Source organism: Luteimonas terrae, from assembly GCF_004358165.1.
GTDB classification, from domain to species: domain Bacteria; phylum Pseudomonadota; class Gammaproteobacteria; order Xanthomonadales; family Xanthomonadaceae; genus Luteimonas; species Luteimonas terrae.
On the sequence record NZ_SMTG01000002.1, the window covers coordinates 1618188 to 1633611 of the forward strand.

Annotated in this window: 13 protein-coding genes; 2 read left to right on the forward strand and 11 right to left on the reverse strand. The window is 68.5% G+C overall.

All coding sequences use genetic code 11. The features are described from left to right. The first annotated feature begins 33 nt into the window (after nucleotides 1-33). On the forward strand, nucleotides 34-1638 hold the full coding sequence (locus E2F49_RS07425; RefSeq protein ID WP_133393213.1) for a GMC family oxidoreductase: 1605 nt from the start codon (nucleotides 34-36) through the stop codon (nucleotides 1636-1638). Here the strand turns inward: E2F49_RS07425 and E2F49_RS07430 are convergent. From E2F49_RS07430 to E2F49_RS07440, 3 genes are all read right to left on the reverse strand, one after another. Beyond that, entirely contained in the window at nucleotides 1635-2522 is an 888-nt protein-coding gene (locus E2F49_RS07430; RefSeq protein WP_133393214.1) for a DMT family transporter, read from the reverse strand. The two genes, E2F49_RS07425 and E2F49_RS07430, sit on opposite strands and share 4 nt — an antisense overlap. Before the next feature lie 65 nt (nucleotides 2523-2587). Then, nucleotides 2588-4480: a M48 family metallopeptidase gene (locus E2F49_RS07435; RefSeq protein ID WP_133393215.1), complete on the reverse strand. Its 1893-nt coding sequence runs from the start codon at nucleotides 4478-4480 to the stop codon at nucleotides 2588-2590. Nucleotides 4481-4530: 50 nt separating this feature from the next. After that, nucleotides 4531-5136, reverse strand: a complete 606-nt coding sequence (locus E2F49_RS07440; protein ID WP_133393216.1) for a LemA family protein — start codon at nucleotides 5134-5136, stop codon at nucleotides 4531-4533. 84 nt (nucleotides 5137-5220) lie between these two features. Between E2F49_RS07440 and E2F49_RS07445 the strand changes: the two genes are divergently transcribed. After that, nucleotides 5221-6636 carry a serine hydrolase domain-containing protein gene (locus E2F49_RS07445; RefSeq protein ID WP_133393217.1) on the forward strand — a complete coding sequence of 472 codons (1416 nt, stop codon included), beginning with the start codon at nucleotides 5221-5223 and terminating at the stop codon, nucleotides 6634-6636. Nucleotides 6637-6900: 264 nt separating this feature from the next. On the opposite strand, the gene E2F49_RS07450 is transcribed toward E2F49_RS07445, so the two are convergent. From E2F49_RS07450 to E2F49_RS07485, 8 genes are all read right to left on the reverse strand, one after another. Continuing rightward, nucleotides 6901-7422: a hypothetical protein gene (locus E2F49_RS07450; RefSeq protein WP_133393218.1), complete on the reverse strand. Its 522-nt coding sequence runs from the start codon at nucleotides 7420-7422 to the stop codon at nucleotides 6901-6903. An 849-nt stretch (nucleotides 7423-8271) separates the two neighbouring features. Then, nucleotides 8272-8667, reverse strand: a complete 396-nt coding sequence (gene gcvH, locus E2F49_RS07455) for a glycine cleavage system protein GcvH (RefSeq protein ID WP_133393219.1) — start codon at nucleotides 8665-8667, stop codon at nucleotides 8272-8274. A gap of 70 nt (nucleotides 8668-8737) precedes the next feature. Then, entirely contained in the window at nucleotides 8738-9835 is a 1098-nt protein-coding gene (gcvT, locus tag E2F49_RS07460) for a glycine cleavage system aminomethyltransferase GcvT (RefSeq protein ID WP_133393220.1), read from the reverse strand. A gap of 81 nt (nucleotides 9836-9916) precedes the next feature. Then, the gene (locus E2F49_RS07465) at nucleotides 9917-10348 is read right to left on the reverse strand and encodes an NfeD family protein (protein ID WP_133393501.1); all 432 of its coding nucleotides are present in this window, start codon (nucleotides 10346-10348) and stop codon (nucleotides 9917-9919) included. 11 nt (nucleotides 10349-10359) lie between these two features. Beyond that, complete coding sequence (locus E2F49_RS07470) at nucleotides 10360-11325, reverse strand: SPFH domain-containing protein (RefSeq protein WP_133393221.1); 966 nt, start codon at nucleotides 11323-11325, stop codon at nucleotides 10360-10362. A 247-nt stretch (nucleotides 11326-11572) separates the two neighbouring features. Continuing rightward, nucleotides 11573-12520: a DUF6607 family protein gene (locus E2F49_RS07475; RefSeq protein ID WP_133393222.1), complete on the reverse strand. Its 948-nt coding sequence runs from the start codon at nucleotides 12518-12520 to the stop codon at nucleotides 11573-11575. Next, complete coding sequence (locus tag E2F49_RS07480) at nucleotides 12517-13149, reverse strand: Hemin transport protein (RefSeq protein WP_243713502.1); 633 nt, start codon at nucleotides 13147-13149, stop codon at nucleotides 12517-12519. The genes E2F49_RS07475 and E2F49_RS07480 overlap by 4 nt, the downstream gene beginning before the upstream one ends. A gap of 2 nt (nucleotides 13150-13151) precedes the next feature. Next, on the reverse strand, nucleotides 13152-15383 hold the full coding sequence (locus E2F49_RS07485; protein ID WP_243713504.1) for a TonB-dependent hemoglobin/transferrin/lactoferrin family receptor: 2232 nt from the start codon (nucleotides 15381-15383) through the stop codon (nucleotides 13152-13154). Nucleotides 15384-15424 lie beyond the last annotated feature (41 nt).

Genomic DNA, 15424 nt, shown 5'->3' on the forward strand with positions numbered 1-15424 from the left:
ATATGCTCTAGCCCCCTTGCCTACCGTGCCGCGATGCCTCGACGCCCTGCTCCCGTCTACGACTACGTCATCGTCGGCGCCGGCTCTGCCGGTTGCGTGCTCGCGCACCGGCTCAGTGCCGATCCCGACGTCCGCGTGCTGCTGCTCGAAGCCGGCCCCAACGACACGCATCCCTTCATCCACATGCCCGCGGGTCTGGCCAAGCTGGTCAACCGCAAGGGCGTGAACTGGGATTACGACACCGCGCCCGAGCCGCAGCTCGACAACCGTGCCCTGTGGTGGCCGCGCGGCAAGGTGCTGGGCGGCTCGAGTTCCATCAACGCCATGTGCTACACGCGCGGCGTGCCCGGCGACTACGACGACTGGGCCACGCAGGGCGCGGACGGATGGGCCTGGGAGGACGTCCTGCCGTGGTTCCGCCATGCCGAAGGCAATACGCGCGGCGGCGATGCGCTGCACGGCGGCGAGGGTCCGCTGACGGTGTCCGACCTGCGCTACGTCAATTCCCTGTCGCGCAGATTCATCGAGGCGGCGCAGCAGGCCGGCCTGCCGGCCAACGACGACTTCAACGGCCCCGCGCAGCAGGGCGTGGGCTTGTACCAGGTCACGCAGCGCGACGGAGCGCGGTGTTCGGCAGCCACGGCCTATCTCGACCGCGCCACGCGCGCACGCCCCAACCTGACGATCCAGACCGGCGCGCTCGCCAGCCGCGTGACCTTCGAGCACGGTCGCGCCACCGGCGTGGTGTACGCGACCGCGCGCGGCGCCTTCCATCAGCCCGCGACGCGAGAGGTGCTGCTGTGCGGCGGCGCGATCAACTCGCCGCAGCTGCTGATGCTCTCGGGCATCGGCCCGGCGATGGATCTGCGCCGGCAGGGACTGTCGGTCGTCCACGATGCGCCGGGCGTCGGCGCCAACCTGCAGGACCATCTCGACATCTGCACGCTGTTCCACTGCACGCAGCGCATCAGCTACGACCGCGCCAGCGACGTCGCGATCGCTTGGGACTACTTCGTGCGCGGCCGCCAGGGGCCGGGCACCAGCAACATCGCCGAGTCCGGCGGCTTCTGGCGTTCGCCGCTGGCGCCCGACGACCGCCCCGACATCCAGTTCCATTTCGTGCCGGCGATGCTCGACGACCATGGCCGCAACCGCCTGCCCGGCGACGGCTACACGCTGCACGCCTGTTTCCTGCGCCCGCGCAGCCGCGGCCGCGTCACGCTGGCGAGCAACCGCATCAGCGACAAGGCGCGCATCGAGGCGAACTACCTCGGCGATGCCGATGGTTTCGACCTGAAGATGATGGTCGAATGCGCGAAGATCTCGCGCACGATCCTCGCGCAGTCCGCCTTCGACGACGTGCGCGGCGCGCCGATCTTCCCGGCACGCGACGATCTCACCGATGCGCAGCTTGCGGACTTCGTCCGCGCGAAGGCCGAGTCGGTCTATCACCCGGTCGGCACCTGCCGCATGGGCAGCGACGAGGACGCCGTGGTCGATCCGCAGTTGCGGGTGCGCGGCGTCGACGGCCTGCGCGTGGTCGATGCGTCGGTCATGCCGACCCTGCCGGGCGGCAATACCAATGCGCCGACGATCATGATCGCCGAGCGTGCCGCGGCGCTGATCCGCGGCGACTAGGCGGCGCGAGCGCCCGCGCGGGTCACCATCCACACGCCTGCGGCCGCCAGCGCGAATCCGGCGAGCTTCAATGGCGTCAGGTGCTCGCCCAGTGTCCATGTGCCGAACAGCGCGGTCACCGGCGGCATCAGGAAGAACAATGCGGCCACCTGCGTCGCCGCGCCGCGGCGGATCAGCAGGAACAGCAGCGCGAAGCCGCCGATCGAATTGACCACCACCGTCCACAGCATCGGCAGGTAGAAATCAGCCGCGTTCGTGAAGCGGAAGCCCTCCAGCCACAACGCACCCGGCAACAGCATCGCGGTCGCGGCGAGATTCTGCACCGCCAGTCCGGTGGGCAGGTCGACATCGGACGCGTGACGTTTCTGATACACCGTGCCGAACGCGATACCCGCCAGGCCAGCGAGCAGCGCCAGCCATGCGGGCCATGCGGTCGCGCCGTCGATACGGTCGGCGACGACCAGCGCCACGCCTGCGATGCCCACCAGCAGGCCTGCCCATTGCGTCGCGCGCAGTCGCTCCGCGCCCGACCATACCGCCAGCAGCGCCACTGCGAGCGGCATCGTGCCGATCACCAGTGCGGCGACGCCCGCGCTCGCGCCCCAGGACAGCGCGAGATACACGCCGCCGAACTGCAGGGCCAGCATCAGCACGCCGGCCACCGCGCTGTGCGCAATCGCCCGGCGCGTGCCCCAGGGCGCGCGCGTCAGCAGCGCGAACGCACCGAAGCAGACACCGGCCAGGCCGAAGCGCCAGACCAGCGCGGTCAAGGGCGCGGCATGCGCGACCACCAGCTTGCCGGCGATGTAGCCGGTGCACCACAGCAATACGAAGGCACCGCCAAGCGCGGTGTGCGAGGTCGACGGAAACCGGGGAGCGGACATGGGCAGACCGGCCGGGCGTTGCCGCATCGTCGCGCCGATCGCGCCGCGCGTCATTGCGACCTTGGTCAGTGCGGCAACTGCTCGAGCGTCGGCGGCAGCGGGCAATGCAGCACGCCGCAGATCGTCCGCAGCAGTTCCGACTCGGCCACGCTGATCCGACCGTCGTGGCTGACCGCGGCCGTGATCGCCTCGACCATGACCTGTTTGGCCAGCGGGTCCAGTGCGTCCAGCGGTTCCCAGACCGCATCGAGCGCCTGCACACCGCCGGCGGGCGGCGCGTAGGGCAGATGGTCGCGCGGCAGCACGCGCTGCATGCCGGCGAGATACGCATGCTGCGCGGCCGCGCGATCGCCCGGATTGCCGGCCTGCGCGACCACGGCCAGCAACGTCGCGAATTCCTGCTTCACGTTGCCCGGCTTGCGACGCCCGAAACGGATGTAGCGCGCGGGATCGAGCGCCTCGCGCAGCTGCACCTCCAGCAGACGTCCCAGGCAGTACTCGAACAACGAGACCTGGTCGTCGGCGTGGACCACCGCGTGCACGGTGTCGAGGAAGCTTTCCAGCTGCGGGCGCGGGCGCCGGCGCAGCACCGGGAACGCCAGCGCGGCCAGGGGCATGCGCAGCATCGGATGCAGATCCTGCAACTGCGTCTCGCGCAGCTGCGCGGCGTGGTCTGCAGCGGCTGCACCCAGGCGCGCGGCGATCTCGACCTGCTGTCGTCTGCGCACCGTGGCATCGTCATCCAGCAGCAGACCGAGGATCAGCGGCATGGCCGCTTCGCGGTGCGTGGCGATGTCGTGCAGCGGCTCACTGATCGCAGCCACCACCGCGTGTGCGCGCTGGTAATCGTCGTCGTGCGGATGCGCCACCTGGGCGGCGACCATCGGCGGTGTCACTGCCAGCGCGCGGTCGACCTGCGGTAGCGCCTCGCCCGGCGCAACCAGACCCAGCGCGATGTCTTCCTGCAGGCCGTCGGGCGGGTTCGCCAGCCACTGCGCCTGCAGGCGCGACAGATGTTCGGGCCGGAAACCCGGCTCCAGCGCCTGGATGCGCTGCAGCAGCGGCGGATGCGTGGCGAACAGACCGCGCAGGCCGGCGCCGTCACCGAACAGCATGTGGCTGACTTCCTCGGCATCCTCGCGATGGGCGAGCCGCGAGCCGCCGTCGAGTCCGCCGATCTTCTTCAGCGCACCGGCGATGCCCGCGGTCTGGCGGGTGAACTGCACCGCCGATGCGTCGGCCAGCACCTCGCGCGAGCGGCTGACGCCGGCCTTGATCATGCGACCGAAGAACATGCCCAGGCTGCCGACCGACATCGCCGCGATCGCCCCCACGACCACCATGATGGTCGCGCTGTTCCGGAAGCCGCGGCCGTGCAGCAGGATCTTGCGGCCGATGATGCCGATCATCAGGATGCCGAACAGCACACCGATCAGCCGGACATTGAGCCGCATGTCGCCATTGAGGATATGGCTGAACTCGTGCGCCACGACGCCCTGTAGCTCGTCGCGATTGAGCCGGTCGAGCGCGCCGCGGGTCACCGCGACGACGGCATCCGACGTCGAATAGCCCGCGGCGAAGGCGTTGATGCCCGCTTCCTGCTCGAGCACGTAGATCTTTGGCACCGGCACGCCGGACGCGATGGACATCTCCTCGACCACGTTGCGCAACCGGCGCAGCTGCGGATCGCGCGTGTCCTCGGCCACCGGCACGCCGCCGAGCTGCTGCGCGACCGGCTCGCCGCCACCGCGCAGCGAGGCGATGCGGAACAGCGAGCCGATGCCGATCACCGCCAGCGCGACGACGGTCGAGGCGAGCAACGCGCCGGGACGCGGCCCGATGACCAGCAGCACCATCAGGTCGACCGCGACGACGATCGCCAGCACCGCCAGCGCGAACAGCACGATTAGCCGCGAGCTGCTGCGTCGCGCCCGGGCCTGACGTTCGAAGAAGTTCATCGCGGACAGTCCCGGTCAGGCGCGTTCGGCAAAACGCGCGGACGCCAGGATCAGAACGACACCTTCGGGACGTCGCGCACTTCGGCGCGGTCTGCCGGAATGTCCAGCAGCGCGGCTTCCTTGAAGTTGAACATCCCGGCCAGCACGCTCGACGGGAACACCTCGCGCTTGTTGTTGTAGGCCATGACCGAGTCGTTGTAGGCCTGACGCGCGAACGCAACCTTGTTCTCGGTGCTGGTCAGCTCTTCGGTGAGCTGCATCATGTTCTGGCTGGCCTTGAGGTCCGGATAGGCCTCCGACACCGCGAGCAGTCGGCCCAGCGCGCTGTTGAGCGCACCCTGCGATTGCGCCAGCTGCGCCATCGCCGCGGCATCGCCGGGATCGGCCTTGGCCGCCGACAGACCGGCCTGGGCGAGAGTGCGTGCCTGCGTCACCGCTTCGAGCGTCTCGCGCTCGTGCTGCATGTAGCCCTTGACCGTCTCGACGAGGTTGGGAATCAGGTCGAAGCGACGCTGCAGCTGCACATCGATCTGCGCAAACGCGTTCTTGTAAGCGTTGCGGGCGGTGATCAGCCCGTTGTAGATGCCGACGCCCCACAACGCCAAGCCGCCGACGACGACCAGGAACAAAACCAGCAGGATCAACGCGCTACCCATCGAACTTCCCCTTGTTCATGCAATCCAGGATGCAGGCGCTATCATCGCCCCCAGCACCAGAAGCATACGCAGGGGGCAGCGCCGATGAAAAGCCGACATCCATTGCGCCGGCCGCTCGTCCGGCTTGGTCTGATCGGCCTGCTGATGCCTGCCGCGCTCGGCACGGCCGCGCAGTCGCCGACCTCCGCGGACGTCGTCGAGAACGAGGGCGAGGACGACATCGCGGCCATCGTGCCGCTCGACGAACACCCCGCCGTCGTCAGCCGCGAGGACGCGGTCAAACCACAGCCGATGGTGCCCGGCCAGACGCGACCGCTGGCGTCCACGTTCGACGTCACCCTGCTCGAAGCGATGGCCCAGGACCTGGTCGCCAACCAGCGCGTGCCCGGCCTGGCGATGGCCATCGTGCACAAGGGCCAGGTGCTCAGCGCGCGCGGATACGGCATCACCGACGTCAAGGCGGCCGAGCCCGTCGACGCGCACACCGTGTTCCGACTCGCGTCGCTGTCGAAGTCCTTCGCCGGCACCGTGACCGGCATGCTGGTGTCCGAAGGCGCATTGCGCTGGGACAGCCACGTCGTCGATTACCTGCCGTCGCTGCGGTTTTCCGACCCGTCCGCCGCGCAGCAGCTCACCGTCGCCGACGTGCTGAGCCACCGCGTGGGCATCGGTCGCAACGCCTACGACCGCGACATCGAGCGCAACGCCGACTATCACGATCTGGTGCAGCGCCTGTCGGCCCTGCCGATGACCTGCCAGCCGGGCAATTGCTACGCCTACCAGAACGTCGCCTTCAGCCTGGTCGGCGACGTGGTGTTCGCGACGTCCGGCCAGTTCTACAGCGAGGCCGTCTCGCGCCGGATCTTCAAACCGCTGGGCATGAACGATGCGAGCTACGGGCTCGAAGGCATCCAGGCCAGCACCCGCTGGGCCAAGCCGCACGTGCGCGCCGGCGGTGGCTGGACCTCGTTGATGCCCAAGCCGACCTATTACCGCCTGGCACCGGCCGCGGGCGTCAACGCCAGCATCAGCGACATGGCGCAGTGGCTGGTCGCGCAGACCGGCCATCGCCCCGACGTCTTGCCCGCGCCGCTGCTGGCGACGCTGCAGGCGCCGATCGTCGGCACGCCGCCGGAGATGCGCAATTCCTCCTGGCGTCGCGACCGTCTCGATGCCGCGGGCTACGGCCTGGGCTGGCGCGTCTACGACTACGCCGGCGAGCGCGTGGTGTTCCATGGTGGCGCGGTGCAGGGCTACCGGGGCCTGATGGCGATGATCCCGGGGCGCGACTTCGGCATGGTCGTGCTGTGGAACAGCGAGAGCAGCCTGCCTTCGGGCATGTTGCCGACGATCCTCGACCGCGCGATCGGCCTGCCGCCGCAGCGCTGGCTGGACGTCGATCCCAACCTCGAAACGCTGCATGCCCAGCGTTCGCACGCACCGGCAGTGCCGTCGTCGGGCGGCAGCACGTCACAGCGGGCGGCGGCGACGCCGGAGTGAAGCGCCGCGCCTGACGGCGCGCGTGTGCTTCCGGTTTCTGAGTGGCCAACCGGCCCGGTGTTCGACGCCGGCAGGCTGCGGGCTCCGCTGCTTCCGTCTCCTGCGAAGGGTTGCGATGCAGCCACCGTGCACTGACCCCAATGGCGTCAGGTCGGGCACCCCTGTCGAGGCCCGAGCTGCGCCGGCAGAAACAACCGGCAAAAAAAACGCCTCCTCCGCCTGGGCACGCGGAGGAAGCGCTTTCGGTGACGCGAACGCGTGACGTCAGATCAGCGGGGTCGGCATCTGCGGGATCACGACCGGCGCGGACTTCTTGCTCGCACGCTTGGCCGGCGCACGCTTCTTGGCGGCCTTCTTGGTCGCGGTCTTCTTGGTTGCAGCCTTCTTGCCCGCAGCCTTCTTGGTCGCCTTCTTGGCGGTCGACTTCTTGGCGGTCTTCTTCGCTGCAGTCTTCTTGGTCGCAGCCTTCTTGGTCGCCTTCTTCGCAGTCTTCTTGGCAGTCGACTTCTTGGCGGCCTTCTTGGTTGCGGTCTTCTTGGTCGCCTTCTTCGCGGTCTTCTTGGCCGTCGACTTCTTGGCGGTCTTCTTGGCGGCGACCTTCTTCTTCGCAGCCTTCTTGGTGGTCTTCTTGGCCGGCGACTTCTTCGCGACCTTGGCGACCTTCTTCGCAGCCTTCTTCACTGCCTTCTTGACCTTGCTCACGGCCTTCTTGGCAGCGGATTTCTTTGCGGTCTTCTTGGTCGCCTTTTTCGCAGGCGCCTTCTTTGCAGCTTTCTTGGTGGCCATGGGATGACTCTCCTCGTCAGTGGACTTGCATGTACAGCGGCCCAGTTCTCAAACGGCACGCGGGAGTCGGACCCGCGCACACCCGCCGACGCGCACCGCGCATCGGACCGGATTCGATAGGGTGGGTCGTCGACTGCACGACATCGCCCCGATGAAACGGAAGACCTGCACGCGCCACGTCGGTCGCGGAGGTCGGAATGAGGTGTGTGTGATTTCGCAGCGGAGACGATGCCCGCATCCACCTTATGATGTTCCTGGCGGAGGTCCGAGTTGTGCTGCGCGATGGTGTCGTGGCTCGACTCACTCGTTCTTGTGGCGGGCGTCTGTTGCCGCGAAACCTAATCACGGTTTTTTCCACTGTCAACAGGTCGTCGCATTTTTTTTCCGGGCGGTCCGACGCATGTGCCTGCACGTTCGCCGCGTCGCCGACATGCACACGCATCGACGCACTGCATGTCAACGCGCGCTGCGCGAACGACGCGTCATCGAAACCCCATAAAACAAGGCAAGAATGCACGCGCGCGTTTCCGCATCGTGCGTCCGCATGCAGCGCGCGCGTGCACGCCGGACGTGGTGAAAACAGGATCACCCACCCGACCGCAACGTAAATCCGACCGTGCCGGTGCGCGCGCGTTTTCGCGGTTGCGGGATCGGTTTGCGCGAAAAATGCGCGGCGTCGGAACGACCTCGGCGCTCGTTCGCGCAGGCGTCGCGATGTCCGACGCGCTTCGACGACGACATGCGCACGCCGCTTCGAAGACACCCTCGCGCACTGTCCGCCCAAACGAAAACCGGCGCGTTCCTTTCGGAACGCGCCGGTCGATCGGACGCGACGGTCGCGTGACGACGTCAGCCTTCTTCGCCTTCGAGCAGCTCGGCGTAGTCGTCGGGCGCCAGCAGGTCGTTGAGCTGTTCGGGCTCACTGACTTCGAGTACGAACAACCAGCCTTCGCCGTAGGCATCTTCGTTAATCGTCTCGGGCTTGTCGGCCAGCGCCGCGTTGACGGCGGTGACCGTGCCCGACACCGGCGCATAGACGTCGGACGCAGCCTTGACCGACTCGACCACGGCCACGCCGTTGCCGGCCTGCACGTCGTCGCCGACGGCCGGCAGTTCGACGTAGACCAGGTCGCCGAGCAGACCCTGCGCATGATCGGAAATGCCGACCGTGACCTTGCCGTCACCTTCGACACGGACCCACTCGTGGGACTTCAGAAACTTCAGGTCGCCTGGGATTTCGCTCATGGTCGGCTCCGGGAACACGTTGGGGCGGGAAAGATGGCGCTAGTGTAACGACGATGCCGAGCGCCGCGCATCAGACGCCATCGGCAGGCTGGCCGTTCCTGACGAACGGGAACTTCACCACGCGCACCGGCACCTGGCGACCGCGGATGTCGACGGTGACCTCGCCCGGTTCGCCAGCCGGTACGCGCGCGAACGCGATCGCCTTGCCGATGGTCGGCGAGAACGTGCCCGAAAGGATTTCCCCGGCACCGTTCGCGGTGCTCACCGTCTGCCCGTGACGCAGCACGCCCTTGTCGTCCATCACCAGACCGATCATCTGGCGCGGTGCACCGGCGGCCTGCGACTCGAGCAGCGCACGCCCGTTGAAGGCGCGACCTTCGTCCAGCGCGACCGTCCAGCCGAGTGCGGCCTCGTACGGCGACACGGTCTCGTCCATGTCCTGGCCGTACAGCGCCAGGCCCGCTTCGAGGCGCAGCGTGTCGCGCGCACCGAGGCCGGCCGGCGCGACGCCCGCGGCCTGCAGTGCATGCCACAGCGCGACCGCGTGCGCCTCGCCGACGACGATCTCGAAGCCGTCCTCGCCGGTGTAGCCGGTGCGTGCGACGAACAGGTCGCCGTACGACGTGCCGGTCAGATCGGCAGCGGCGAAGCGACCGAGCCTGGCGACCTTCGCGGCATCGGCTTCGCCCAGCAGGTCGCCGACGATCTCGCGCGCCTTCGGTCCCTGCACCGCGATCATCGCCAGCTCCGGACGCTCGGTCACGGTGACTTCGAAACCTTCGGCCTGGGCAGCGATCCACGCCAGATCCTTCTCGCGCGTGGCGGCGTTGACGATCAGGCGGAACCAGTCGTCGGACATGAAGTAGACGATCAGGTCGTCGACGATGCCGCCCTCGAGGGTCAGCATGCAGGTGTAGAGCGCCTTGCCCGGCACCTTGAGCTTGTCGACGGAATTGGCGACCAGCTTGCGCAGGAAATCGCGGGTGCCCGCGCCGCGCAGGTCGACGACCGTCATGTGGCTGACGTCGAACATGCCGGCATCGCGGCGGACGTGGTGGTGTTCCTCGATCTGCGAGCCGTAGGCGACCGGCATGTCCCAGCCGCCGAAATCGACCATGCGCGCGCCGAGCGCGCGGTGGGCATCGTTGAGGATCGTCTTCTGCGTCATCTGGCCGGCTCGTTGCGGAAAGCCGGGATTATCGCAGGTGCCCGGGGCGTGCGCCCCGGGACTTCGTGCGCAGGTGGAACGTCAGGCCGCCTCGACGTGCAGGTTCACCCCGTCGGTGCCGACGATGCGCACCGGCGTGCCTGTCTCGAGGTCCGGACCTTCGACGACCCAGAACGCATCGCCGATCTTGACCCGGCCGCGACCGGCGACGATGCCCTGCTCCAGCGGCACCACACGACCGACGTGCTGCTGCGCGCGCCGGTTGAGCAGCGGCTGGTCGCTCGGACGCGCGCGCTTGCGGAAGAACTTCTGGTAGATCAGCACCGACAGGAAGCTCAGCACGACGAACAGCGCGACCTGGGTCAGCAGGGTCAGGCCGGGCGCGAACAGCGCGACAAGGAACACCGCCGCGGCGGCGAATCCCATCCACAGCAGGAAGGCGCCCGGCGCGAGCGTCTCGGCCGCCATCAACAGCAACGCCAGCGCACCCCAGCCGGCGACGTCCCAGCGCATCCAGTCCATGCTCAGACTCCGGTCCGCGGACGCTGCTGCGGCGGCACCGGCGGCGGGTCCGACTTGTTCGACAGCGCCTCGCGCGCCAGTTCGCCGATGCCGGCGATCGAACCGATCAGGCCGCTGGTCTCCATCGGCATCAGCACGAACTTCTGGTTCGGGGCGGTGGCGAGCTTCTCGAACGCCTCCACATACTTCTGTGCGACGAAGTAGTTGATCGCCTGCACGTCACCCTCGGCGATCGCCGCCGAGACCATCTGCGTGGCCTTGGCCTCGGCCTCGGCCAGACGCTCGCGCGCTTCGGCCTCGCGGAACGCGGCTTCCTTCTGGCCTTCGGCCTGCAGGATCGCCGCCTGCTTGTCGCCCTCGGCGCGCAGGATCTCGGACTGCCGGTGGCCTTCGGCCTCAAGGATCACCGCGCGGCGGTCGCGCTCGGCCTTCATCTGCCGTGCCATCGAATCGACGAGGTCGCGCGGCGGCTGGATGTCGCGGATCTCGATGCGGGTGACCTTGATGCCCCAGGGATTGGTGGCGTGGTCGACCACGCTCAGCAGCTGCGCATTGATGGTCTCGCGGTTGGACAGCGACTCGTCGAGATCCATCGAGCCGATCACGGTGCGGATGTTGGTCTGCACCAGCGCGATCGTCGCGATTTCGAGGTTCGACACTTCGTACGCGGCCTTGGCGGCGTCGAGAACCTGGAAGAACACCACGCCGTCGACGCGCACGACCGCGTTGTCCTTGGTGATGACGTCCTGGCTGGGGACATCGAGCACCTGCTCCATCATGTTGATCTTGCGGCCCACGCCGTAGACCACCGGCACCAGGAAGTGCAGGCCGGGGGTCAGCGTATGGGTGTACTTGCCGAAGCGCTCGACGGTCCACTCGAAACCCTGCGGCACCATGCGCACGGTCTTGAACAGCACGATGACGCCGGCCAGCGCCAGCACCACGGCCAGAAACAATCCGGTTCCCATTCTTCGCTCCCTGTCTGCGGGCGGCCGATGCCGCTGGCTTCGAGTATAGGCGCTGGGGCTTTCCGTCCGCAGACCGGCACGGGCCCTTCTCCGTGCACGGGGAGGTTGGGTTGGGCAAGCGCTCGAGCCGCGGATGCGCCGGATACGCGCTGCCCACAATCGCGCCCGGGATCAATGCTCCGGAGTCTGGAAGTTCGCCCCCACCCAACCCTCCCCCGCGTGCGGGGGAGGGCTCGATGCACCGGCCTCAGTCGCGCGCGACATCGACGAATTCCGCGAACACCGCGTCGATCTGCGCCTCGCTGACGCTGCCGCCGTCCTGCACGGTCTGCGCCTGCTCGAAGAGCGGAACGATCAGCGCCATGCCGTCGACCTTCGTTTTCAGATGCACGCCCTCGGGCGACCCCAGACGTGTCTCCCAGCGCGCGCGCACCCGGGCCCAGTAGTCCTGCGTGGCCTTCCAGTAGTCGTAGGCCGGGGTGAAATCGATCGCGTCGGTCTTCACGTAGTCGTTGAAGCCGGTCTCGTGAACGATGCTGCCGGTGACCGCGCCTGTGGCGTCGCGGATGTCCTTGCGGTTGTCCTGCTCGTGGGTCCAGCCGCCGGGCACGATGGTGTGGCGGTTGATCGCGGCCAGCGCGTTGTAGTCCTCGCGGGTGGTGTATTCGCGGCGCGGCAGCGGGCGCCAGCCGGCGTCGGAGGTCCAGGTCGACGTGCCGTTGGCGTGGTCCCAGCGACCGGTGCCGCAGTAGCGCGGTGCGTCGCTGACCTCGAACACGCACTGCGTCCAGCCGCCGGCCACGCGGTCAGCCGGCACGTCGCGCAGACGCCAGGTCTGGTCGGCGGCGAACTCCCAGCGCTGCGGCGCCTCGTACATCCAGTCCTGGCGCCAGTGCTTGATCACGTGACCGCTTTTGACGTCGAGCAGCAGATGCTGCAGCACGATCTTCCTCGGCGAATCCTCGACGACGATGACGACTTCGTCGCCGCCGCTGCGCTTGGGATCTTTGCGCGTGTAGTCGGGGCGCAGTACGACGGTTTCGTCGAACAGGAAGCGCACGGTGTACTCGCCCTGCATCGCGAGGATCGCGGCGCGGTCGGCGGCAGCGGGTGCGGCGGGCGGGCGGGTGGCGGCGGACGCGGCGGTGGATGCCAGCAGTGCAGTGAGCGCCAGCGCGGTCGCTTGCGGTTTCATCGGTTCAGACCTCGGGGTTCGGAGACATCAGGACAGTCGGATCCGCGTGTCGTACGCGGCCGGATCGATCGGGTCGTACGCGCCGCAGCGGCGGCGCGCCGGCAGCAGCAGTCGTCGAGTGCGGGAGACGCGGGGATGCCATGGCCGCGGGCGATGCGGCGCGCACTCTCGACGCCCAGCGGCGACAGCGTGCCGAGCGAGGCGACCAGCATCGCGTCGCCCGCCTCCGCCACTGGGCCGATGCACTGGAACCGCAGCACGCTGGCCGACCAGGCGCCGCCCCGCAGGCGCTGCGCGACGCTGCGCCACAGGCGCTCGGAGAGCCCGCCCGGTGCGACATCGCTGCAGCGGGGCAGCTGTGTGCTCAGACGCTCCCAGCCGAGGAAGTCGCTGTCGGGCAACAGATGCAACTGCCAGCAACAGGCGTCGGCGGCATCGAAGAACCTCAGGCTTTCGTGCATGCCGTCGCCATCGAGCCCGGCATGGGCTTCGGCGCGCGAGGCCGACGACCAGCCGCCCAGCTCGCGGGCCGCGCCCGCCCGGTGCAGGCACAGCACCGTGCCCAGCGCCGCCAGCTGCGACGGTGTGGGCACCAGGCGACCGTTGGATGCGTGCGGGATGCCGGCCATGCTCAGAAATCGACCGACAGGCTGACCGCGACGTTGCGACCCGGCGCGGTGTAGCGGTCGAGGGTGGCGCTGGTCGCGGAGACCACCGGCACCAGGCCGGCCTGCCAGACCTTGCGGTCGGCGAGATTGAACACGCCGACGTCGACCCGCGTGCCGGGCGCGAAGCGCCAGTGTGCGTAGAGATCGAGCAGCGCATGACCGGGACTTTCGAAGTAGGCGCTACCCGCCGGCGCAGCCGGCAGGCGGTCACGACGCCCGGCGAAACGGCCGATCAGCTCTGCACCCCACGCCTCGCGCGCGAACGCCACGCCGAGCGTCGCGGTCAGCGGGTCGACACTGCCGAGCGCCTCGCCCGTCGTCCGATCCTCGCCGCGCGACCACGCGGCCGCGCCCTGCAGCGACCAGCCCTCCAAAGCCGGCGCAAAGGTGTCGAAGTACAGACCGCCCTTGAACTCCACGCCACGGATGCGCGCGTCGTCGACGTTCTGCGACTGGTAGATCATCAGTCCGGTGACCGGGTCGTCGCCGATGTAGCGCGTCGACTCGATGAAGTCGTCGTACTGCGTGTAGTAACTGCTCAGGCTGGCGTAGCCGACGTCGCCGGCGAAGCGCAGACCGAGCTCGAGGCCGTCGCTGGTCTCCGACCTCAGATCCGGGTTCGGAATCGCCGTGTACCCGAACATGAAATTGGTGAACCCGATATTGACGTCGTTGTAGGGCGGCGCGCGGAAGCCGCGTGCGTAGCCGCCGAACAGCGACCAGGCATCGGAGAACTTCCAGACGACACCGAGCTTGGGCGACACGCTGGTCTCGCGCAGGTCGGCGACCTGCGTGGTCGGGTTGTCCTCGCGGAAGATCGTGTCGACCTCGGGGTCGAGCCGGTAGTGATCCACGCGCAGGGCCGGCACCAGCCGGAACGCGCCATCGGCGAAGCCGATCTCGTCCTGCACGTACAGCGCGGCCCGGGTGGTGTCGCTGATCGGGAAATCGCGCACCGGGAACACGTCGGGCAACATCACATTGGTGACGACGCCTGTGTCGAGGAAGATGCGGCGCCCGTCGCGCTTCTGCTTCGTTTCGGTGCGCTCGATGTCGAGGCCGTAGGCGATCGCGTGGTCGACGCTTCCGGTCTCGAAGGTCTTGCGCGCGTTCGCCTGCAGGCCATAGCTGCGCTGGTCGAAATGGAACGCGCGCTCGCGACGGTCGCGGATCACCGTGCCGCCCGACGGCACACGGCGCACTTCCACGCTGTCCTGCCGCGTGCGGCTGTCCTGGCGATAGAGCTGCCAGTCGACGCTGTCGGCCAGCGCCGACGACAGGCCGCCGATCTCGTGGCCGAAGGTGACGCGCGCGCGCGACTGGTGGTCTTCGCCTAGCACCTGCGTATTGGTTGCACCCGTCAGGGCCTGCAGGCCGTACGAGGTCAGCACGTCGGTGTCGACATCGTCCTCGTTGCCTTCGACCGTCAGCTTGAAGCGCTGCGTTTCGCTCGGCGCGAACACGACCTTCCCGAGCACGCTGCGCCCGGCGTAGGCCTGCGGATTGGCCTGCGTGCGGGCGCTGCCGGTGCCGCCGACCTCGCCCATGTTCCCGGTTTCCTGGCCCTGCCGGTGGCTGACCGCGACCAGGCCCGACCAGCGTTCGCCGCCGAAGGCCGCGGTCGCACCGGCGAACAGCCCCTCGTCGGCGCTGGTCACGCCGAGCTTCGTGCCGAAATGGGCCGTCCTGCCCTCGCCCAGATAATCCGCCGGGTCCTTGGTGACGAAGGACACCACACCACCGAGTGCGTCCGAGCCGTACAGCGCACTCGTCGGTCCGCGCACCACTTCGACCCGCTTGAGCGTGTCGAGATCGACGAAGTTGCGGTTGGCGTTGGAGAAGCTGCCGATCGCGAACGCGTCCGGCACCGCGATGCCGTCGGTCTGGATGCGCACGCGGTTGCCGCCGAGCCCGCGGATGCGGATGTCGTTGAGGCCGAAGCGCCCGAAACTGCTGCCGACGGTGATGCCCGGCTCGTAGCGGAACAGATCGGCGATGTCCCGCACCAGCAGCGCGTCCATGCGCGCGCGGTCGATCACGTCGACGGTGTTGGGGACGTCGGCGATCGCACGCTCGGTGCGGGTGGCGGTGACGACGATCTGGTCGAGATCGCGCGGCGCGCCATCGGGCGCGGCGATGACGGACGTGGAGGACAGGCACAGGGCCAGTGACACGGACAGCAGACTGGGACGCATGGGAGCTCGCGCTGGGAGTGGAGAGCGGCGAGCTGGCGGGC